The 21,203-nt window shown below is 39.2% G+C and carries 18 protein-coding genes and 1 pseudogene; 14 read left to right on the forward strand and 5 right to left on the reverse strand.

The features are described 5' to 3' along the window. The first annotated feature begins 62 nt into the window (after nucleotides 1-62). The 10 genes from OM416_RS19410 (at nucleotide 63) to OM416_RS19455 (ending at nucleotide 16,089) form a co-directional block, all read left to right on the forward strand. Nucleotides 63-734, forward strand: coding sequence for a hypothetical protein (locus tag OM416_RS19410; RefSeq protein ID WP_264932614.1), 672 nt, complete (start codon nucleotides 63-65; stop codon nucleotides 732-734). Nucleotides 735-810: 76 nt separating this feature from the next. Next, nucleotides 811-1,647, forward strand: a complete 837-nt coding sequence (locus tag OM416_RS19415; RefSeq protein WP_264932269.1) for a type II toxin-antitoxin system PemK/MazF family toxin — start codon at nucleotides 811-813, stop codon at nucleotides 1,645-1,647. Nucleotides 1,648-1,946: 299 nt separating this feature from the next. After that, entirely contained in the window at nucleotides 1,947-2,669 is a 723-nt protein-coding gene (locus OM416_RS19420; protein WP_264932270.1) for a stalk domain-containing protein, read from the forward strand. Between the two features lie 61 nt (nucleotides 2,670-2,730). Next, entirely contained in the window at nucleotides 2,731-3,627 is an 897-nt protein-coding gene (locus OM416_RS19425) for an SMEK domain-containing protein (RefSeq protein WP_264932271.1), read from the forward strand. A gap of 231 nt (nucleotides 3,628-3,858) precedes the next feature. Beyond that, complete coding sequence (locus OM416_RS19430) at nucleotides 3,859-4,110, forward strand: hypothetical protein (RefSeq protein WP_264932272.1); 252 nt, start codon at nucleotides 3,859-3,861, stop codon at nucleotides 4,108-4,110. A gap of 329 nt (nucleotides 4,111-4,439) precedes the next feature. Then, the gene (locus tag OM416_RS19435; RefSeq protein ID WP_264932273.1) at nucleotides 4,440-5,744 is read left to right on the forward strand and encodes a hypothetical protein; all 1,305 of its coding nucleotides are present in this window, start codon (nucleotides 4,440-4,442) and stop codon (nucleotides 5,742-5,744) included. A 109-nt stretch (nucleotides 5,745-5,853) separates the two neighbouring features. Continuing rightward, the gene (locus tag OM416_RS19440) at nucleotides 5,854-6,453 is read left to right on the forward strand and encodes a hypothetical protein (protein ID WP_264932274.1); all 600 of its coding nucleotides are present in this window, start codon (nucleotides 5,854-5,856) and stop codon (nucleotides 6,451-6,453) included. Nucleotides 6,454-6,562: 109 nt separating this feature from the next. Then, the gene (locus OM416_RS19445) at nucleotides 6,563-6,997 is read left to right on the forward strand and encodes a hypothetical protein (RefSeq protein ID WP_264932276.1); all 435 of its coding nucleotides are present in this window, start codon (nucleotides 6,563-6,565) and stop codon (nucleotides 6,995-6,997) included. Between the two features lie 1,577 nt (nucleotides 6,998-8,574). After that, a complete protein-coding gene (locus OM416_RS19450) occupies nucleotides 8,575-9,345 on the forward strand; it encodes a hypothetical protein (protein ID WP_264932277.1) in 771 nt (256 codons plus the stop codon). 516 nt (nucleotides 9,346-9,861) lie between these two features. After that, nucleotides 9,862-16,089: a fibronectin type III domain-containing protein gene (locus tag OM416_RS19455; protein WP_264932278.1), complete on the forward strand. Its 6,228-nt coding sequence runs from the start codon at nucleotides 9,862-9,864 to the stop codon at nucleotides 16,087-16,089. A 512-nt stretch (nucleotides 16,090-16,601) separates the two neighbouring features. Here the strand turns inward: OM416_RS19455 and OM416_RS19460 are convergent. The 4 genes and pseudogenes from OM416_RS19460 to OM416_RS19475 all read right to left on the reverse strand — a co-directional run. Continuing rightward, complete coding sequence (locus OM416_RS19460) at nucleotides 16,602-16,823, reverse strand: hypothetical protein (protein WP_264932279.1); 222 nt, start codon at nucleotides 16,821-16,823, stop codon at nucleotides 16,602-16,604. A gap of 103 nt (nucleotides 16,824-16,926) precedes the next feature. Beyond that, nucleotides 16,927-17,895: a hypothetical protein gene (locus OM416_RS19465; RefSeq protein WP_264932280.1), complete on the reverse strand. Its 969-nt coding sequence runs from the start codon at nucleotides 17,893-17,895 to the stop codon at nucleotides 16,927-16,929. 93 nt (nucleotides 17,896-17,988) lie between these two features. Beyond that, nucleotides 17,989-18,336 (reverse strand): hypothetical protein, encoded by a 348-nt coding sequence (locus OM416_RS19470; RefSeq protein WP_264932281.1) that lies wholly within the window; start codon nucleotides 18,334-18,336, stop codon nucleotides 17,989-17,991. A gap of 170 nt (nucleotides 18,337-18,506) precedes the next feature. Continuing rightward, nucleotides 18,507-18,881 (reverse strand): annotated as a pseudogene (locus tag OM416_RS19475) (hypothetical protein); the annotation flags it as partial. Nucleotides 18,882-19,067: 186 nt separating this feature from the next. Here OM416_RS19475 and OM416_RS19480 point away from each other — a divergent pair. From OM416_RS19480 to OM416_RS19495, 4 genes are all read left to right on the forward strand, one after another. Then, nucleotides 19,068-19,280 carry a helix-turn-helix domain-containing protein gene (locus OM416_RS19480; RefSeq protein ID WP_264932282.1) on the forward strand — a complete coding sequence of 71 codons (213 nt, stop codon included), beginning with the start codon at nucleotides 19,068-19,070 and terminating at the stop codon, nucleotides 19,278-19,280. Further along, complete coding sequence (locus OM416_RS19485) at nucleotides 19,277-19,717, forward strand: hypothetical protein (protein WP_264932283.1); 441 nt, start codon at nucleotides 19,277-19,279, stop codon at nucleotides 19,715-19,717. Before OM416_RS19480 ends, OM416_RS19485 begins: the two co-directional genes overlap by 4 nt. A 177-nt stretch (nucleotides 19,718-19,894) precedes the next feature. Further along, nucleotides 19,895-20,155, forward strand: coding sequence for a hypothetical protein (locus OM416_RS19490; protein WP_264932284.1), 261 nt, complete (start codon nucleotides 19,895-19,897; stop codon nucleotides 20,153-20,155). 110 nt (nucleotides 20,156-20,265) lie between these two features. After that, entirely contained in the window at nucleotides 20,266-20,397 is a 132-nt protein-coding gene (locus tag OM416_RS19495; protein ID WP_264932285.1) for a hypothetical protein, read from the forward strand. Between the two features lie 209 nt (nucleotides 20,398-20,606). Here OM416_RS19495 and OM416_RS19500 read toward each other — a convergent pair whose 3' ends face one another. Continuing rightward, nucleotides 20,607-21,023: a hypothetical protein gene (locus OM416_RS19500; RefSeq protein ID WP_264932286.1), complete on the reverse strand. Its 417-nt coding sequence runs from the start codon at nucleotides 21,021-21,023 to the stop codon at nucleotides 20,607-20,609. Nucleotides 21,024-21,203 lie beyond the last annotated feature (180 nt).

Below are 21,203 nucleotides of genomic sequence, written 5' to 3' on the forward strand. Positions count from 1 at the left end.
TTGATTTTGGCACCTACCTCAGATACAACCGTATTAAAGCAGGTTTCAGGACACAAGAATCACTGGCTAACGTAACATATCTTGCCCAAGGTTATATAAGCAGAGTCGAAAATTCAGAAACCGTTCCTAATGATGACACACTTATGATTTTTGCAATTGCACTTGATCTGCACTATGAGGAAGTTTTCAGGCAAGTGAAAAGTTACACGACTGAAGAGATGTTAGGAATCTTAGAACAAGAGGTTATTGATAAAAAATTATTTATGAAAGTATGCTCCATCTACTATCAGGTCCTAAAAAGTGGGGATACTGAGTTACTAACTAAATACGTAAATTGTCTAGCAAATGTAACAGGCTTGGATATTCAAAGGGGCGTGAAAATTAGGTTAGAACGGTCTCAAAATCAAATTAGTGAAGATATCAGAAATGGTCACGAATTTAAAGAAGACTACTTCAATGATATTTCACGGTGTGAGGCCACTCGCCTGTTTTATTCATTATCACGATCATATGCTATAAACTACCGGAGATTATTGCTACAAGCTTTAGATGGATTAGAAGAACCTGAGAAACCCGAATCTGAATCTGCTTTAAAAGGGATCATTGAGTTATCTGATGATTCTTATCTGTTCTCTATACATGGTAAGCAGCTGTCTCAAAAGGAGATGTATTCTATTATTGAACACCATTTAACTGCAAGAAAGATTGAGGAAATGTATGGGGGGAGAGGTTAAGCATGCTAGGTTGAATATTGTTGGCCCCTTCAACGGTACCCATACCTGACATTTCGACGTACAAAAGAAGATGTAAATGATTAGACAGTCTATTCTAATAAGAGAGGTGAATCCGATCACATTCAATCGAGCAGGTGTTAAAGGTTATAATCCTCCATCAAAAACAGCACTGACCCATACGGACACGTTTATAAGGTCACAACTGAATGAGACTTTAAAAGAGACAGAACAACTTGTACAGACGTACACCATCAAGGAAAGTATTCAGTTCGTTTTATGGAATGACCTTATGAACAAGCATACTTTGAATGGACTAAATTATGATACCTATCAAGGTGCTAATGCGAGAAGCAGTAATCCCATCCGTTATGCAACAGGTAGAAAAGTGTTTGTTGATTATGGATATGGAGTGGATCGAGAACTTTTTCAACCTCATCCAGCAATAGTATTAGGAGACTTCAACGAATTGCTAGTAGTGGTTCCTACCAATTCGGATGAAGGATCAAAGGTTTCAGGGACTATAGAAAAGGCGCTTATTAGAGTCCCAAACGATAATAAACCAACTACGAAGAAACCTGTGTTTCCGAAGGATACGATTATTAATTTACACCAAGTAAGACATATCTCCAAAAACAGAGTGGTGACGGATCTGCGAGCCAACGTTAAATCCTATGAGATGCCGCAACATAAGATTGATCAGCTTAATAGATACTTGCCTTACCCTGTATTAAAGCCTGGTGATAACTTACATAAAGTTATTATGGTGAAATTGGCTCACCTCTACTTTCCAGATATTTTGTTTGAAAACAAACGACTCCAAGACCAAATAACAGAGTTGGAAGCAAATGTGAAGTTACTCACTTCTCAATTAACGGCAATGGGGCAGGTAGCTGCAAGTTTAAGTTTGGAGTAAAAAAACATTGTGATAACACACTTTCTTGACATATTCATTGGATATTTGATATCATTAATGAAGCAAGCTAGTGTTTATCTATATTCCCCGCCAACATGGTTGGTTGTGGTGATTTTCTGATCGTTTATACGAATACGCCGTTACCATCTGGTAATTGTGCATGAAAAGCCTCCTATTGGAGGCTTTTTTTCTTTATAATTAGAGAAATTATATAATGTAAACTAAAGGAAGAAATTAGCCGATATAGATAAAGCTATAGTTAAAAGATCACAAATACGATTTATACCCTGGGAGGTAACATGAAAGACAAACTTAAAGGACTAATTATCGGAATGTCTATTGGCACGGTGATCACTGGCGCAACGGCGTACGCTGCTGGTGGAAAAATGATTGAAGTCTTCTATAGTGTCAATGACATTAAGGTGGATCACATATCTAAAATGCCCAAAGGCGATCTAAAACCCTTTTTATACAATGGAAGTACATTTGTACCTCTGGCCTTTTTGAGTAATGCACTTGGACAGCCCGTGAAATGGGATGCTAAGAATAAAACGGTGCTGATCGGAGAGGATCAGGGGAAAAAAATAATATATCCTGGGAAAGATATCAAACCGATGAATACTCAATCTGCACTGGGGATCTATAATACCTTTGAAGTTGTCTATGATGGACCGACTGTTATAGATAACATCGGAAATGAGTATTCTAACTATCATACATATCGCTTTTCCTCCAATCGGGACAATTGGATTTACGACGAATATTATCTCAATGGTCAATATAGCGAATTCAAAGCTACAGCAGGAATATTTGAAAGATTCAAAAATTCACTCGATACGCTTACACTAACAATTACTTTAGACGGGACGGAAGCTTATTCGCATAAATTTAAAGCTGGCGATCCACCTACTGAAATCAATGTTAATTTAAAGAACGCTTCTAAAATGAAGATTCAAGTATCAAATGGTGATGGTTCCGAGATGTCTGCTTTAGGTCTATTTGATGGATACTTTACGAAGTAAACAACGTTAAATCAAACTCTAAATAGTACTCTCTCGAGTTCAAAGGCAGGTATAAACAAACGTGTTGAAACGAGAAGCTTTAACTAGACGTGTCCTCTCCTGTATTGGATGGCTTAAAAACTATGTTGAACTTAATAATGTGAACAATCTAACCGACATCAATAAATACTGTGAGGACTTCCTGGTTCCCATACTGAACAGAACTTATGGTCTGAGATTGGTGAATCTGAATCAGATAAAAGTTAATTTTCCAGCTGTGGACTTGGGGGATTACGATTCACGTATTTGCTACCAGGTAAGTTCAACCGTTGACGTGAAAAAGATAGAGGAAACACTAAACACTTATGACATAAATGGTCTTTATAGTAGTTTTGATGAGATCTATCTATTTATGCTGGGTACTCGGAAAAAGTATAGGAAGGAACTGCAGTATGATACATTTCCCTTTGATTACAAAAGAAATATCAAAGACTTCACGGATTTATCGCGAGATATACTCAGCAAAGAAATAGATGAACTTAAAGAAATTGTTGATTTGCTGGAATTTGAAATGTCTGGGAACAACAATATGGATGAACAGATAAAACTCATTATTACTGATGAACTTACTACTAATTATTCAACTTTGTTTAAGCAAGTAATCAGGACTAAAGATGTGGAATTGAGATTCAGAGATGTTCTTAACCTAATCACGCCAGAAGTATTTGGTTCAGAAAAGTTTTTCTTTATGTTGACTTGTATGAGACTGAAAACAACTGTTTATGACAAACATGAGCAGCTACTAATCAAGCATCCATCCGGTTATACAAGGAAACTAATAGAAATCTATAATCAATTTAAAAAACTCAACTCGTATGATGACCTTTTCCATATGAGGAGAGATGAATACAGAGATCTGGTACGAGTACTTCAACCTATCTTAAATAATTTTATTATCAAGCCCTTAGTGAACGATTGACTACAGCTGCAGGAGTAAAACGAATGGTTGGTCTATAAACCACAAATAAGGTAGGGGTGAGATCAATGAATAATCATGGTACCGGACATTAAACTGAAGCATAATTTAACACTTGGGGTTACCTATTGTGGGAACACACTTCGTTACGTCAAGAAATGGAGGTCGGTCTTATGCCGGCCTTTATTTCTATTTTGGTGACTATATTGGTATCGTCCCTAAGGAGGATTAAGCATGTCAAAAGCTGAGGATGAGTATTCGTTTATGGATGAGGTAGCTCAGTATGAGAAAGAAAATCCAATTAATTTCGACTTCATTGGAAGAGAGATGCTTAAGAAGGCAGAGAGAAGTGTTAGATCTAACGCAGAAAAGTATAGATACAAAAATCAATTAAGAAATATTACTCATAATGAGATCAGGGATCATGTTGCGAAGAAAATGAAAAAATTGTTCTCATCAACACTGGTGGAAGATCCAAACGTATAAAACCAAATAGGATAAATACCTGATTGATGAATTGCGTGTTCAAAAATAGAAGAAGATGGGGGGATTTAACATGTTATTTGAAGATAAGCTTTGAAGCAGCAGTCTAATGTTATAGGATACTTGCAGAAAAGATGGTATAACCGATACTTGTCAAAAGGCTCAGAAGCGTCATTAAGCTGTTTAACGAATTTGCTGTGAATGTATAGGGATTCTAATTAGAATCAACGAGAAGGGTTGTCTGATGGCTAACAAGCTACTTATAGCAGTTTGTTGGATTGTATCATTTATCATACATACACTATTTGATCTGATAAGGGAGAGGATCTGAAATGGAGATAGCCAAGTTAGCTAATCAAGAGATTGATATTCTGAAAGAATGGTCCCATCTAAGGAGCTGTGGACATTCCATAGATTCAGCGGTAGATACCCTCGAGCACAATTATCGAATACATTCTCAAAAGCATGGGTTTAGATGTAAGTGTTGCGATCAAGAGGTAACCATGGTATTACGTAAAGGTTCACCACATTTTCGTCATCAAGGAGAACGATGCCCAAGTGCAGATAATTATAAATCGTATATCAACCGAGTTAATAACTATGAGACAAAGGAAATTCATAGTATCGGTCGTATTATTCTAAGAGTTTATCTGGAAGGACAGTTAAAAATTAAAGGGGTTACTGTTGAAGATGGTTACATGTATCGCACATTGCTAAAAATAGTCCCCGACTTTATTCTAACATTTCCAGACGGCCGGCAGTGGGCTATTGATTACGTGACTGGAAAGAAGCAAGATGACACTTACCGAAATTACATTAATAAAAGGACGAATACATACAAGGAATTTGGATTCAAGCCGGTTTATTTTATTGACTCTTCGTGGATAGCTGAACACCCCGACCATTCCATGATCACGCTCTATTTGGCAGAAAATCAGATGAGGGTAACAAGCTCAAAAGATCGAATGTGGACTAACTTTATTCAGGAGTACTATGACACCTTTGGGGAGGAGTTTGTGCATCGTGAATTATTTAAAACTTCAAGTATCAAGAAACTTGATCCGGTTCTTAATATCTATAGCCTAGCCTACGTCAATCCGAACGAAGGCTTAGCTTGGATTCAGCGGTTGATCCCCTATTCCAAAAAATTTGGTTATCATGTTTACAGGTCCACATTGTCACTGGATCAAGTGACTACGTTATCTGCAGATATGGAAGAGTTTCAATGGTGGGATGAGAACGAAGATCAGGTCATGATTGATACGTTGAATCAGCTAAGTGCAGCATTTGAAAATGAATATGAAATACCTCAAAACGAACCTGAAGCACCAATCTCATTAGGCGATAATTTTCAGGCTACAGCTATAGACTCTGTTAATGGATTTTATTTGAAAGGGCAAGCCAATACGCCTTCTTCATCGGCACAAACTCTTGTGGAGCTAATCAATGAAAGTATGGATGTAACGATGGCTAAGGACCTGGTAGAAATCATTAATAATCTCAAATCACAGATGAGTAGAGAAGACCTTGTTTTAATCCGAGCTGAAGCCCGTTCAGTTATGGGGAAGTTAAGTGAACATAGAAATCTCCCATGGGATTTAAGGGAGGTATTAATTGAAATTGCACTGATTACTTAATGAAGCGTCAATTAAAATAGGAGTAGGAGTCAGTGTTTCTGGTTTAATTTTATGAGTACCTAAATTTCGTTTTATGTACAATCTTAAAATAGAGAGGGAAGTTTAGAAAATGAGCTGGGAAAGCAGTGAAACTCGTGAGCCGTGCAAATGTGGGAAGGGATTCATATTGAACACTACTCGGTCAGATGACTGGAATCGATTTGAATATAGCACAAGACTACAATGTGATGAATGTAGAAAAAAATATACTAAGTACGTTTATGAATATATAGATTCAGGTATGTCAGACCTTGCCACATGTTGGGTTGATAAGGAGCTGTATAGTTCTTTCAAGAAGAAAGAAACAGAACTTAAAGAGTTTACGGAGCAAATCATTAAGGAATGTAACGAACATATGAGTAAAGCATATTTAACCAGATGGCTTGCAATTTTTAATGACGTTCCCAGAACTAAGAAAGCTGTTTGGGAGTTGTTTAAAAAGTTTCGAATCACCGAATACAGCTACAAAACATTTTGTGCTTACACTGACAAAAAATACTTAACAGAATTAATAGAGAGCAAAGTGGTATATGGAAACAGACACATCATCCTTCCAGCCATAGGAATTGAACATGATGATTTTTTAGACAATTGTCAAGATAAAGTGAAGGAATATCAAAAAACTAGAGACGATGCGAATAGAGAAATGATGAAAACTGCATTCAGATAAAAGCGGGGTCTTATTGTTATATCTAAAATTTATTTGTAGTATGGAGGAATAGTGGATGGTAAACTAAAAGTTAGAAGTTATTATCGATTTAAGGAGTGGAATAGCAAGAATGATCAACTATCATCCGTTGAACTTCGAGCAATCCGAAGAAGTTTATAATACATGTAAACAAAAAATTGAAGCCGGAGCTTGTTATAACAACATCTTCTCAGTAATGATGGCTTCCAAGACTAAATTAAACTCGAAGCAATGGAGAATAGCTTATGGATATTATGCAGTGCAGGGAAACATAATGGCAAGGCACTGTTTTATAGTCAATGAGCAAGGCGAAGCCATCGACCCTACTCTATTGACGCATAAAAATCGGGTTTTAAATGAGGATGAGGAATATCAATCCTTCTACTTAATCGATAATTTAAACGAATATATAGAATTGATCAGTGATAGCTACTCCAACCCCGACTTGTTATCATCTTTAAAGGAAAAAGAACAGGAATTTTTCGAATGGGCACGTAGCAATGATAAAATTTTAATTGGGCAGTAAGTCATATGTCACCATTACAAGTCGCTTTTAGCGGCTTTTTTATTTTAAACAAGAGAGTTTCTGTTCTCCCCAGCTGGAAGAACCCCACTGTTACTTCCTTTCTGATGTATGTCTTGCCTTCGAAAGTAACGAGAGTAAGATTTTTTTGATTTTGTTCATTACTAATACCTCTTCCGTTTATACAAGTAGTGAAATTAATGCGTTTTCTAAGCTGGTTATTTACTTTGGGCTGGAAGTAAGTTGCTTATGTTAATCTCAAATTAATCTCAAATTGAGGATAGGTATCATAATTCATTCCGAAAAGTGATAAAACATATACATGAAGAAATAAGCAACTCGTATCCTTACAAGCGGCTTATTTCTTCATTTTTGTATAACCATATAGAAAATGTTTTGAACTTGTGTGGAAATAACGTTTAGCCCATTACAAGTGAAGGTGCATCACACTTGATTTTTTCAATAGAACCAAATGTTACGCAAGCATTACCGTTTGTTACGCAAAAAGTTTCGTAGCAAGCGAAAACCCACCTCATAAGGTTGCTCGCCTGAAGGTGGGTTTCGCTTGAATAGCATTATTTAGTTCATGCGCGCCGTGGCAATCCACAGCCTTTCGGGTCCAAAGAGTCTTTACCGCTCCAACGGTAAAGGCTCTTTCTAGTATATGACCGAACCCGATCACCATATACTTCACACAAGCAATGTTTCAATTGATATACTACTGCGTGCTAATGGATTCAGTATAACATAGCACTGGAAAAAAGATAAATAGTGAAATACTGATTGAATTGAAAGCTTTACCGTTGGTTACGCAAAAAGTTTCGTAGCAAGCGAAACCCACCTCATAAGGTCGGAAGCCTGACGGTGGGTTTCGCTTGAATAACAGTATTTAATTCATGCGCGCCGTGGCAGTCCACAGCCTTTCGGGTCCAAAGAGTCTTTACCGTTGACGCGGTGAAGGCTCATTTTTTAGTATATGGTCGAACCCGATCACCATATACTTCACGCAAGCAATGTCTCAATTGATATACTACTGCGTGCTGATGTAGACATTATAACATAGCAATGAAAAAAAAGTTCCGTTGGTTGCACAGAAAGTTTCGTAGCAAGCAAAATCTACCTCATAAGGTTGGCGCCTGACGGTGGGTTTCGCTTGAATAGCAATTAGTTCACCCGCGCCGTGGTAAACCACAGCCTTTCGAGTCTAAAGAGCCTATACCGTTGATAACTCGGTAGCAGTATAAGTCTTTTTTATTATAACACAGTTTGCAGAGATTTCTATAATTAAAGGTTAGGCTTTCATAGGATATACATGTGGTTTTATGCGGAGGTATCAAAAATAAATGGTATAATCATAATATTAAAATTGCACTGGATGTTGGCCAAAATATTAACTCTGGTACGATTGTCTAAACAACCACATTCTAATTGTTACTATCGTAAGTACTGTGCAGATCGTACCGTCATTTTATGGGTAGAATCTAATATCGTTGAAACGACTTTAGGAAAATTGACGTGCGGTTTTATGCTGCTTATCTAATTGATTGATCCATTTCATACAAATTTAAAAAGAGGGCAAGGTGAAACATATGGTAAAGTATGCTTACAAAGATAAGGCAAGGACAGTGAAAGTCTTAGCAAGAGAGGCTTTGAAAGAAGATAAAGGACGTCGATTCTACTGCCCTAATCATTTATGTGATGCTGAAATGAAAATTGTTATTAAGGAAGGTGTTTCTGCATCTTTTTTCAGAGGGCAGGGGCACTTAGATGATTGCGTACATTACACAAGATCGAACAGTTTTAAACCCGGTATATTTAACGAACAAGCGTTTGACTTCAATAATGCTCTGATGTCTTTAACCCAAAAGGGAAGATCACAATCCAATCAACTAATCCCTAATAATCACAGCAGTGGTCCTGCAGTAGACAAGCCTTTAAGAACCATTCGTCAAATTTATGACATGTGTACGTGGCACGACGATTGTTCTGATACATACAACGGAATAATGGTGGGACACATGTTGCTTAATGATGAGAGTGCAATAATGTATACGAGTGGAGTCGAAGGTTGGCGATTGATTGAAGCCAAAAGAAAGCTTCCGCAATTCTATGTCCCAAAAAAAATGGAGATACATTTGATTGCACCGATAGCACAAAAGAAATACACTTTCATTCTAAAATTTGCTGATGCAAAATTATATAGGGAGATTAAAGACTGGATATATGCCAATATGAATTACATATTCGTTGTAGCAGGAGACTGGGTTTCATCGAACCTTCCAAATGTTTTCACTGCCCATATATCAGCAAAAAAACAGATGACGATGATAAAGCAAGACAGATCTAAATAATCTTAAAATTGGTGAGCTCGACAGAAAAATGAACACACTAAATGACTTCGACCTCACTAATAACACACCTTGTTACTGCCTTACTTATTCATGCAAAAATGGGTAAGTGTTAGTATGTTGATAGATAATATAATTAATGTTAAAGTTACCTTAACTGAATAACTACAAATTGCGAAGCACGCGATTATCCTAACTTAGGGATAATGCGTGCTTTTTTTTGTTTTGGTTATATTTTCAGGCAGCAGCAAACGTTCTTCATAGTTTATCAATTGTCAGAAGTAGTAGGCGAATCGAGAGAGAGGCTAATAAAAGGGGGCATTTGTATCATAATGAGCGATGTTTCTTGTTAAAAATCTAGAAAAGGTATAGAAAGTATGATATGCGTATTTCACGTTCCAAATCAATATAAAAAAACAGATTGAGCATTCTCTTAAATCTAAGTCCAATAACGGTTCTTTTTTCGCTTTCAATGAAATGCTTTAGAAAGAAATTAATGAGAAATAAGGAGAGTTTATTATGATTCGTAGCTATCTGTACAAGTCTATCATTGTATTTTTATGTTTTATTATGATTGTTCCTACTATCGGGGCAACCAGCCTGTATGCAGCATATTCGTATCAATACGAAGCTTACAATGTTGTGAACGGCAGTAAAGGTGATTTTGTTTTCTCTACAAGTGCTACTGAGGGTACCTATCCAGATGATGGTATACACACAGATGGATACTGGTATGTCAAAGATTATTTAACAAATACTGCACCTGTAGTAAATATTACATCATCTGGTGACAAAACTTTATACAACGATGGTGGAGAATTTAGTATATCAGGTACGGTTCAAGATGAAGATAATGATCCTGTTAACATCATTGCATCTGTAGGTGGTGTATCAAAGTCTATAGAAATATCTGACACTCAAACTACTAAGAACTGGACTCTTACTTGGTCAGGGAAAGAGATACCTGTAGGCGTTTACGCTACTACAATGGTGTGGTTTGCTGATTATGGACCAGGTAGTGAATTGTATTATCAGGGTAAGCTGACCATACAGCAACAAATCTATTACTACTGGAGCAAATTTAGGGTAACTAAAACCCTACCTTACAGCTGGAGTACCTGGCAATTGAGCGGTCAAGGCCCTAATGTATCTGGGTTTTACACCGGGTTTACAGCAGATCCGGACATGAGAACATCAAAAGTTCAAGGTACCTATTTTTATCATTTAAGTGCCGAACAACCGGTAGGTTATACCACTCACTTTAACGACCCTTATAACGTAATCAGGTATACCAGGATCAGTGACAGTGCATATCAGCAAGGAGATCTATACTGGAATCCTCAAGGCAGTCAGTCCACTAAAGGTTCTTTAATGGAAGCTAACATTAAGGCAACACAAAATACTTATCCTATAGATGGAGTGCATACCGACGGGTACTGGTACACCAGAATTGGTTTACTACCTAACACGAATCCAGTGATTACTGTAACCCAGTCAGGAAATAAGTCTATAAACTTAAAAGCGGGAAATGATACGTTCACTCTATCAGGTACTGTCTCTGATGTAGATAATGATACCTTGTCCATATCAGCGAGCATAGGTGGGGTAGAGAAACAAGTAGTTGTAAGCCAAACTAAGGATGCTAAGGCTTGGTCTCTTGTCTGGCGTACATCCGAGTTTAGTAATAGTGGTACTTTCAGTAGGCCAGTAATTACCGTAGATGACGGTAAGGGCGGAGTTTCTACAGCAACATACACAGGAAATCTAACCGTAAATACAAATGCTTTGTACTATTGGGATAAGTATAGTACCAAGAATCAAGTTAGTAGCTGGTCAATGCAAGAGGTAAACAGGGGGAATTATTTTATAGATTCTTTCTCTGGATATGACGGATATACTTTTGATAGGGATAAAGGTGAGTTCATAGGCACAGGGCAGTATGATATTTATCCCACGTACCCTACCTGGGCAGGAAGAGGAAAGTATAACATATACTACCGAGGAATGACCTATAATGTTGTAACTAATAGTGGTGTGGATTATATACGCTATGAGATAGTACCTGCTGCATCAGTTAAAGTAAAAGATAAAATATCAGAAGCGAACATACTAGACATAGATAAAACCTATCCGGATGACGGAGTTCACTCAGATGGGTTTTGGTACATTAAAAAATCTACCACAAATATGTCCCCTGTACTTGTAGTAGAGAATTCTGATCAAATGATCGGTACAGCGGCTAAGGAAATCAGCTTGAAGGGTAGCGCATTTGACTCAGATGGAGATCAAATTACTATTTCAGCAACCTTGAATGGAGTTACAAAATCAACCAGTCTTACGGGGTCAGGAGCTTGGCAACTTGATTGGTCGGTTAATGAGATTCCAGAAGGAACGTATACCAATATTAAAATTAGTGGAACTGATGGAAATCAAGGAACTGACACAATAACCTACAATGGAAGAATCATATTTGATAAAGTAGCTCCTGGAAAGCCAGAGGTAACCTTATCTCATAACACATGGACAAACAAAGATGTGAAGCTGATAGCTAAGCATGGTGTCGATGTTGGTAGTGGTGCGAATTACACCGAATATACGAGAGACGGAGAAACATGGAACCAGTACAATGAACCTCTAATCATTGGGGATTCCGGAGAATGGACATACCAGTTCCGTACAACGGATAAGGCAGGTAATGTTGGCAAATCAAACGAAGTCACTGTGAGAGTCGATAAGCAAGCTCCCACAGCACCGGTGATGAGCTTCTCTGAGGAATCCTATACACAAGATCCGGTGAAGATCACCCTGAAGGACGGAAAAGATGACCTGAGCGGTGTAGATCGGACCGAGGTTAAATTGGGGACAGGAAATTGGACAACATATAACGGGGAAATGAATGTCGATGAGGAAGGACAAACGGATGTATGGGCCCGGACGATTGATGTCGCGGGTAATATCAGTCCTGAAGCAGCTGCAAAGGTCCTCATCGATCGCACTGCACCCACAGAACCAAGTTATACTCTCTCAGAAAGTCATTGGACAAATAAAGACGTGACATTCCACTTGAATGGTAGTCAAGACGCATCGGATGTATATTACGAGTACAAGATTGGTGATAGTCCTTACACTACGGGTGACAGTGGCTCCGTTACAGAATCAGGTGAGCATACAATTACAGCACGCGCCGTGGATGCAGTAGGGCTGATGAGTCCGGAGATTAAATTCGATATCAGAATTGACAAGGAACTACCTGATGTGGATTTTGCACCTAATGGACTGCAATGGTCCATGCAGGGTACCGATGTTCAAATTAAGGCATCTGATAGGTTGTCAGGTGTGATTGAACCGGTATATGTGGAGATTAGTCAAAGCGAACAACCGAGTGAAGCATGGCAGGTAATGCCAGACACCGGTAAAGTGGCCATAGATGACAAAGAGGGTACTTGGTATGTGCACACAAAAGTGACGGACAAAGCTGGAAATATTGGTATGGGTACATCCAACCCATATCAAGTACAGATGGCACCCGATGAACCAACACTGGAAGCAACAGCGATCAGTGCTTCTGAAGTCAAACTAAGCTGGGATCTACCTGGCGGAAAACGATACACATCAGGCTACACGTATACCATCAAAAACATGATTACCGGTACAGAGAAGATATTGGAATATCCAGTTCATGAATACGTGGACCAGCAGCTGCAAGGTGGTCAAGTTTATAACTATCAGCTGACGATTCGAAACCATGTCGGATCAGTGGAGACTCAAGCCTCAGCATTAACATATCCAGGTAGTCCTGGTGTCGATATCAGTCCTGTCTTTCGGACACCAGGAGAAATGTTGATCAACATTTCTCCTGTACCGACTGCAACCGATTATCGCCTGAAGTTGATTGATAAACAAGGTCAAATTCTAGAAAACGGATTAGTTGCAAGCACTCAAAAAGCATTAACTGGACTAATTCCAGGAAGCAGCTACACGGTTCATGTATCAGCAATTAATGATAGTGGTGAGGGCTTGGCTACAAGTGTCGGATTTTTAACTCTTCCGGAAACGCCAACCGGGTTTACAGCAATCGAGATTAAAGAAGATAGCGTAAATACAGAGTGGCAGAGCGTTACCACGGCAACCTATTATGATCTTTACCGGAATAACGAGCTTTTGCATAACGGTGGCGATCTAAACTATAAAGATACTGGCTTAACCCCTGGAACAGAGTATGAATACGTAGTGGCAGCTGGAAATGAAACGGGTGAAGGTGATGTCTCGGAACCTTTGAATGTAATGACCTTGCCTGAACAGGATAACTCCCTACAAGTGCTCGGTTTTAGTACAACAGGATTCACAGCTCAATGGAACGGCGTACCAAGCGGAATCAAGTATCACCTTCAGGTGTATGATCTCGAACAAAATCTTGTTGCCGAGTATCAAGGTCCAAATCTGGAATATACGGCTTCAGGACTTGAACCAGGAAAGGAATACAGCGTATCACTGGTAGCTTTCAATCGAACAGGTGCAGGAAAAGCGAAAATTGTAAGGACAGTGACATTACCGAGTAATGTTGAATCTGTACAAGTTACTGGAATTGGAGAAACGGAAGCGGAATTCAACATTTCATCCGTGACAGGTGCAACCCATTATAAAATTGATCTGAATGGAGAAGAATTCCTGACGAATGATCTCAACTATGTTTTGTCACCGCTTCAAGGTAGCACTGTATATAGCGGGACCGTACAAGCTGGTAATAGCTCCGGTTGGAGTGAACCGACAGCATTCAGCTTCTTGACTAAACCGGTGCGACCAGCATTACTGACGGTGAAGACTTTCAGTGAAACGGGGATGACATTAACCTGGGAAGAAGATAAAACGGCGTCTCGCTACTGGATCACGGATGAGCAAGGTAATAGAACGGATGTAACAGAATCGGAGTTATACGTTGCGGACTTGCAACCAGGGTCAGAATACCGCTTTAAAGTAGCAACCGAAAATGCGACTGGCATAGGTTCTGAATCTGAGATCGTGTGGAGTACCCGAACCGAAGCGCCAGAACTAGAACGAGTGGATGTACAAAATTCAGATGCAACAGTGAGTTGGACTGAACCCCAGGGGGCATTGCGATACGAGATTACAGATAAAGCAACAGGTCAAGTGTATTACAGTGGATCGGAACCCGTTGCACACCTTACGCAGTTGCAAGTGGGATATGTGTATAATTTAACGTTATCCGCATTCAATAAAACGGACCACGCGTCAAAAGGTGTACTTGTGAAACTGGTGACTCGAGCTGAACTGAACAATAGCAATGTCAAAATTACTAATGTTAAGTCTCACTCCGTAACAATGGAGATCGAGACAGCAGGACAGGAAATCCAGGAGTACGTCATTTTACGAAATGGCGTAAAAATTACGAAGGTAGAAGCAGGAAGCCAAGTGAGTTATACAGACACTGAGGTGGAACCAGGTAAGACATATGAGTATGAGATCGTGCCAGTAAATGAGGGCGGCGAAGGAAAAGGCGTTAAACTGACTACATTAACGGCAACGAAACCCGTGTCAGCTCCAGATGTGAAATCAGGGGATGGTTGGGCAGAAATTAGTTTCCAAGCCGTAGAGCAAGCAAATGAGTATGTGGTTCTGGATAAGAATGGAACCGAATTATGGCGTGGAGATACCTTGCCTATCCGTCTGGAAGGGCTAGAACTAGGAACAAAAACTATTTTGAACATCGTGACAGAGAATGCAGCAGGGTATCCATCAGCACCGGTGTCAGTCCCTGTGTGGACCCTACCATCAGTGCCTATGGGTATTGAGTCTAGTGCTTCAGAGAGATCCATTACGCTCAACTTCAGCACTGTGTTGAGTACAGAAGGCTTAACTGAATTTGTGATTTATAAAGCTGGGAAGGAAGTCGGACGTGTAGGTGCTGGAGAAAAATCGTGGACAGATAAAAATCTTACACCTAATACCAAGCATATGTACGAAGTGAGGGCTGTAAATCTTGGAGGAGAGAGTACGAAGGGGATAAAAGTGGAACAAACCACGAAACAGGAACAACCTGTAAATCCAGGTAGTCCTTCAGCTCCAACCCCGCCGTCAAATCATGATAAAGATTCAGACAAGCCTGAAAATGACAAACCTGATGATGTTAAAGGAGATCAACAGGTTAATGATAAGTCTAGACCGGTATCAGGTGTGTTTAAAGATGTGTCCGGTTCAAGTTTTGCTAAGAATGAAATTGAAACCTTAGCGAAAGATGGTGTCATTAAAGGGATCAGCACAAATGCATTTGCTCCGAATAAACAAATCACACGTATAGAATTTGCAGCTTTAATTGTGCGTGTCCTAAACGCCAGTCCTGATGAATCCATCACAATGCCGTTCCATGATGTTAAAGATACAGCATGGTATAGAACAGAACTAAATGCAGCTATTGTTAATGGTATTGCAAAAGGATTCAATAGCAACGAATTCCGACCAAATGCTGTAGTTAATCGAGAGCAAGCAGCAAAGATGTTGGTCAATGTGTTGATTAATGAAGGCTTAACACCTTCAACTAAAGCTCAACAATTCTCTGATGATTCGGATATTGCAGTATGGGCATTAGATGATGTGAAAATGGCAACAGAGCAAAAATTTGTACAAGGGTATCCGGACAATACGTTCCGTCCTAAACACGGACTGACACGTGCTGAGGCGGCTGTAATGATCTATCGTTTACGCGATCATTTAAATTCAATTTCAAAATGATAAGCTGAGTAAACGACTTTGCAGTGAAAGAATGGTTTAGAGACTGGTCTTAGGTTCGACAATTCATGTAGATCACACACAATAGGACGGCGATGGCCGTCCTATTGTGTGTGATCCCCCAACACGTGCTAAAACTTGGTAAGCGAATGTACGGCGATACTGTCCCTAGAGCTTCCTGCGCGTGAGTTTTGAGGATATATCCACTCAAGTACAGGTGTGCCGGCAGAGCAGGAAAGAGTCATTAACGATCTTACTGAGCCCAAATTTAAGTGTTTTTCGATATAATCGGCGTAGCTTTACCGGAGATGGCCATGGAGTATGGCGTAATTGCATCAAGATATGTTTGGGCGTTATGGATAACTTTATGTTTATCAGGGTTTATTGTTTTTATGAGATTCCATGTTGGTATTGCTGTGGAGGACGTGGATTGAAATTAAATTAATATTTCCTACACACTAAAGCCAGTGAGTTTAGCTCACTGGCTTTAGTGTGTAGTGATTGTTCGGCGCTGTCTAATCAGAGCAGCGAGTCAGCAAGTTTGTAGCCAGCTCTATTCTTGCTGTGTATGTAATTCTCTGGATATTTGATTCGGAATCAGTTTTGTAAGCCAAAGCTTGTATCTGTTCATGTGCATCATCGATTTGAGCTTTTAAAACATCTTTTAAAACTCCCACAGTCTTGATAGCGTCAAGACTAATCAGCCCTTCTTTTTTCATGCGTTCACTCAATTCCACTGTTCAGTTCACCTCATCTTTAATAGTATATTTGATGTAATTCACTTCAATAATTTTATCATTCTGAGTGTACGCTGTACACTCGTCATCCGTATTGATTTTTTCACCTAACTAGTATCTCTTTTCCATTTTGCTTGGCAACGGTAGCTAGATGAGAGCTTGCGTCAATCCATCCGATATGTTGAACGCAAGCAATTAACGGCCAATGACGAAGAATAGATATTTTAATCACGTCAGTAATATCCGTTCCAGAATCAATGTAGAAGCTATCAGTTGAGATGGATATAACGAGATCTATTTCTGCTACATTTAATTCTCTGCCTATGACTCCAATTGAATAATTGGATTTAAGGTATCTCAATTTATAATCTTGTCTTGTTAAATATGCCTTCACAACTTCGCTATCTTCTGTATCAAAATCTCTGAAGATATGCCACTCTTTTGCGGCAAGTCTCTTAGATTTGAGAGAAAAGTCGCATATACGTCGATTGAATCTACTGAAATTTATTTTTTTATAGTTCTTCTCGATCCAACCGTCAAATTCAGGTGATTTGATTAGCTCATCGGAAATGAAACTAATAACCGTTTCATTTATATCCATCAAACTCAGAGCTTTTTTTACATCACCATTTATATAATCGTTGATGTAATCTTTGTCCCAATCGGCTACAAGGGATCTGTTAATCATAGTTTCCACAAATTCTTTATCTTTAGGATAAAGAGAAGCAAAGCTTACTGCGTCTTTATCATAACCTAGGCAGTACAGGATTACTTTTTTAGTAGGCATTTTTATTTCTCTTAGCAAATGAGCATAATTTTTCACTGCAATCATTTGAAGCGACTCAGAAGGTGAGTCAAGATATTTAATCCAATCCTCATTTACTTTAATAATTTTTTTTTGAGTCGTTTCTGATAGATCGTTTCCAGATAAAGAAAACAACGCTTCAAGGTCTCCATTTCCCAAGTATTCATTATTTAAAAAGAATAAAATAACTTGTTCATCACTCAGGTTTTTATATGATCTGATGAAATTTTTAATTTCATTTTCGTTTGGTTGATTTCGAGTTTCCATTATCTATTTCCTCCATTGCCCGGCTCCTTTTTGAGTCTGCGGCAGTAATGATAAGGGGACAGAAGCCCCTACAATTTAATGTCCGATGCCATTTCAGTACGCTTCATCCAGCGCAGCAATGAGGCGCACCGCTTGATCTTTCAGGTCACACTCTGAGGCTGCGGATACAATCCGGTCAACCTCAGAGTTGTCAGACACGATTGATTTGACATCAGAGATCCGCTCAGCTTGGGCTTGATGGTCTGTGAGGACCTTCGCCCACCAGCTAAATGTAGCCTGGTCAGCAACATAAACATCTGATCCCTCAATCAAGGAGAATTGCCCATCATTAAACGCTCCATGGTTACCTATGAAATCATTCACCCAATCAACTCCAGTGATTTGGTCGATCATGCTCAATGTAGCTGTTGACATTGCTCCATCAATCAACACTGTAATCATCAGTTCTTTCCTCCAATTTTGGGATAATGGAGGACGGGAAGGCAGTCGAAAGTTTTCCCGTCCAGGCCACCCTGATATGCTCGTATCCAGGCGGCATTTTTAGTTTGCTTCGCAATCTCCCCAGCAGTAGCTGTGGCATTTGCGACAAAAGTTGCTTTTAGACGTTTTTGCTACTGGCTTGGATTGAGATGCACTACTTTGCTTAAAGCAGGAACCTCATTGAGGGCATTAAGCACATCTGCTTTGTCAATGTTGTAGATAACCCCGTTTGCAACTTTGATGAAGTAACGATTGTCCTCTCCGGCACTAACTTCGTACACCCCGTTGCTGAGGTTGAACCATTTGTTCGCCCAGTTCGATCCGTCCTCTATCAGGAACACGCGGTTAAACCCGAAACGCTCGTGACTACCGGTGATACGAGTTACCCAAGTTTTACACTTGCGACTGCCGTTTCCGATGAATAATTCAGCCAACTTCGGCTTACGGCTCTCTGCCCACGCCATGATCAGAGCTTGGCGGAAGAACTCTTCACCCTTACCTCCGAATTTAGCTGCACCATCTTGCGATTTCCCAAGCTCTTTTCATGACGTTCATTTTCATCATCCTTATATAATTTGTTTGACTTACTGTACCTAATATATCATTATCTGTACTTGCATGCAAGCTTTTTGTTTGACTATCTGTACTTTATATATTATTATAGAAACATAAAGTACAGAAAGGTGATTAAAATGTCATTTTCTTATAAACCTCTGTTTAAGCTTTTGTTGGACAGAGATATCAAAAGAACAGACCTTAAGCAGTTGCTAGGCTTTGGTCCATCAACCGTCGCTAAGTTTGAAAAGGGAGAAAATGTATCTCTAGATGTGATTGATAAACTCTGTACACATTTCGGCGTTCAGCCAAACGACATTTTGGAACATAAAAGGGAGGGGGCGGATTGAAGCAAATCAATCACATAACGCTCAATACTGGACATATACGGAGGAGCTCCCCTGACGAGATTGACAAAGGTATGTATTTTGCCCTCAAACGGATCGTCAACGACTCGTTTGGTCCAGACGGTACAACTGTACTGGATGGTTATATCCTCAAAAGTTCACGCATAAAAGAGGCTACTATAGGTACGATATACGCCGATGATGGTATTCCTATCATCACAACAATCTGCACTGAGACAGATGAACCTCTGTTATGGGAGATGATGCACGACACAGCAACGGTACCCCTCGATACAGAACGTTCAAAACCTGCAGCGGGTCCATACATTTCAGATCGGCTTGAGGTGGGCGCTATGGAACATCTGGGTGCAATGGTGTGGTCAGGAGATTTTTCCAGATGTTTCGGGTGGATTTGTTTGTCTCCATCAAGTATCAGATAACAAAAAGAGAGCAGAAGGGATACCAGATCCTTCCGCGCTCAGGTAATGTCTACGAACTTGGAAAAGGTTTCAGTGATCGGGAATGCCATTCCGAGATTTGAGGATCTGGATGGTGTACGGTGGAGTTGATCAGTTGGACATTATTATAAAAAAAGTGTGTCGCAGGGAGTTGTCAGAATGCAAGTGGTGAAATTCCCAGAAGATGATGAAACTGAATTTTACATTGTAACTGAGGAGCAACCTAATGTAAGTGATTTGTTTACTGCTAATGCTAGAACGTGGGAAATCATCTCAATAAAATCAACGGGGCTTTTGTATCGGGGACCAAAATCACCATTTCAAACGACAGGGCAAGTAGTTCGTAAAAGAGTATTAACACCAGTTGACACATCTCATTTGAGGAATGGAAAAAATCCCATTGATAAAGCGCTTAGATAAAGGTTTATGATGGATGATCTACACAACACCTGGATTCAAGGATCTTACCACTGCGGTGAAATCGATCAGCTGGATTTAATAAAAGGATGAACAAGAGGAGGGGTATGGGAATGATTAAAATTTTGGTGTGGTTTCTTGTGGGTGCGGCTCCGGAATTGCTTTATGTTTGTTATCAATCTATTCGTGGCGCTAGTTTGCCGAAGTGGGCCAAAGAACATATCTCTAAGAACAATTCATACTAAGAGGTAGAGTTACTTTGTCCTAAAAAAGCTAGTTGCAAACGAGTGTCTCAATTTCCCTTGTGCATCAGTCGTCTCTTTGTGAGGCATTTTCCAAAAAGGAAAATGCCACTTCTTTGTTAGGGTAACAGACCATGGATACACACTTAACTAAAATGAAGCACCCTCTTCGAGGGTGCTTCATTTTATTGAGTTATCAATTAAGCTCAGGACTACTTATTTTTTAAAAACCAAAACTTATATCCTATCTTGTCAGAATTATCGCAGTATATGTAATACTTAGGGTTTTCACGGCTTACGTAACTTCTATCAGCATCTGTCTCAGAAATATTAAAAACAAGAGTATCAGTTTTTCCATCTATTTCAACTTCAAGCTTAAGTGGTAATATATTAGTACTAACCAAAGCATCAAGGTTGATTAGTGCATCTCTCAATCTGTAAGTAGTATTTTTCCCAGTAACATTATCCGTAATTTCGAGACGATATGCCTGTTCAATTGCTAAAGAAAAATCTGCAAGTAAAAATGGATCAAGTTGTGATATCACTTCATTACTCTTAGACTGTAGCTCAAATGTAACATTAGCCGCTTCAACTTTTGTTGTTTCCTCTGAAATTGATTTAAAACCCATGAAAATCTCCCCTTTTGATTTATTGCTATTATTATGACTTTGAAAAACTATTTAATGTCTTCACTATGAAGATATTAAATAGCTTCCAAAAAGTCAAATATTGAGACTGAATTTAATACTTTTTTATCTTCTCATGTATGAAAGTGTGGGTCTGAATGACAACCGATCTGTTTATTATAT

Origin of the sequence: Paenibacillus sp. LS1 (assembly GCF_026013365.1) — a bacterium.
GTDB lineage: Bacteria > Bacillota > Bacilli > Paenibacillales > Paenibacillaceae > Paenibacillus.

Excerpts from the sequence above, each read along its gene's own strand:
- OM416_RS19415 (WP_264932269.1), top strand. The coding sequence starts at position 811 with ATGATTAGACAGTCTATTCTAATAAGAGAGGTGAATCCGATCACATTC.
- OM416_RS19430 (WP_264932272.1), top strand. The coding sequence starts at position 3,859 with ATGTCAAAAGCTGAGGATGAGTATTCGTTTATGGATGAGGTAGCTCAG.
- OM416_RS19445 (WP_264932276.1), top strand. The coding sequence starts at position 6,563 with ATGATCAACTATCATCCGTTGAACTTCGAGCAATCCGAAGAAGTTTAT.
- OM416_RS19465 (WP_264932280.1), bottom strand. The coding sequence starts at position 17,895 with ATGGAAACTCGAAATCAACCAAACGAAAATGAAATTAAAAATTTCATC.
- OM416_RS19495 (WP_264932285.1), top strand. The coding sequence starts at position 20,266 with ATGATTAAAATTTTGGTGTGGTTTCTTGTGGGTGCGGCTCCGGAATTG.
- OM416_RS19490 (WP_264932284.1), top strand. The coding sequence starts at position 19,895 with ATGCAAGTGGTGAAATTCCCAGAAGATGATGAAACTGAATTTTACATT.
- OM416_RS19440 (WP_264932274.1), top strand. The coding sequence starts at position 5,854 with ATGAGCTGGGAAAGCAGTGAAACTCGTGAGCCGTGCAAATGTGGGAAG.
- OM416_RS19500 (WP_264932286.1), bottom strand. The coding sequence starts at position 21,023 with ATGGGTTTTAAATCAATTTCAGAGGAAACAACAAAAGTTGAAGCGGCT.
- OM416_RS19470 (WP_264932281.1), bottom strand. The coding sequence starts at position 18,336 with ATGATTACAGTGTTGATTGATGGAGCAATGTCAACAGCTACATTGAGC.
- OM416_RS19420 (WP_264932270.1), top strand. The coding sequence starts at position 1,947 with ATGAAAGACAAACTTAAAGGACTAATTATCGGAATGTCTATTGGCACG.
- OM416_RS19455 (WP_264932278.1), top strand. The coding sequence starts at position 9,862 with ATGATTCGTAGCTATCTGTACAAGTCTATCATTGTATTTTTATGTTTT.
- OM416_RS19480 (WP_264932282.1), top strand. The coding sequence starts at position 19,068 with ATGTCATTTTCTTATAAACCTCTGTTTAAGCTTTTGTTGGACAGAGAT.
- OM416_RS19435 (WP_264932273.1), top strand. The coding sequence starts at position 4,440 with ATGGAGATAGCCAAGTTAGCTAATCAAGAGATTGATATTCTGAAAGAA.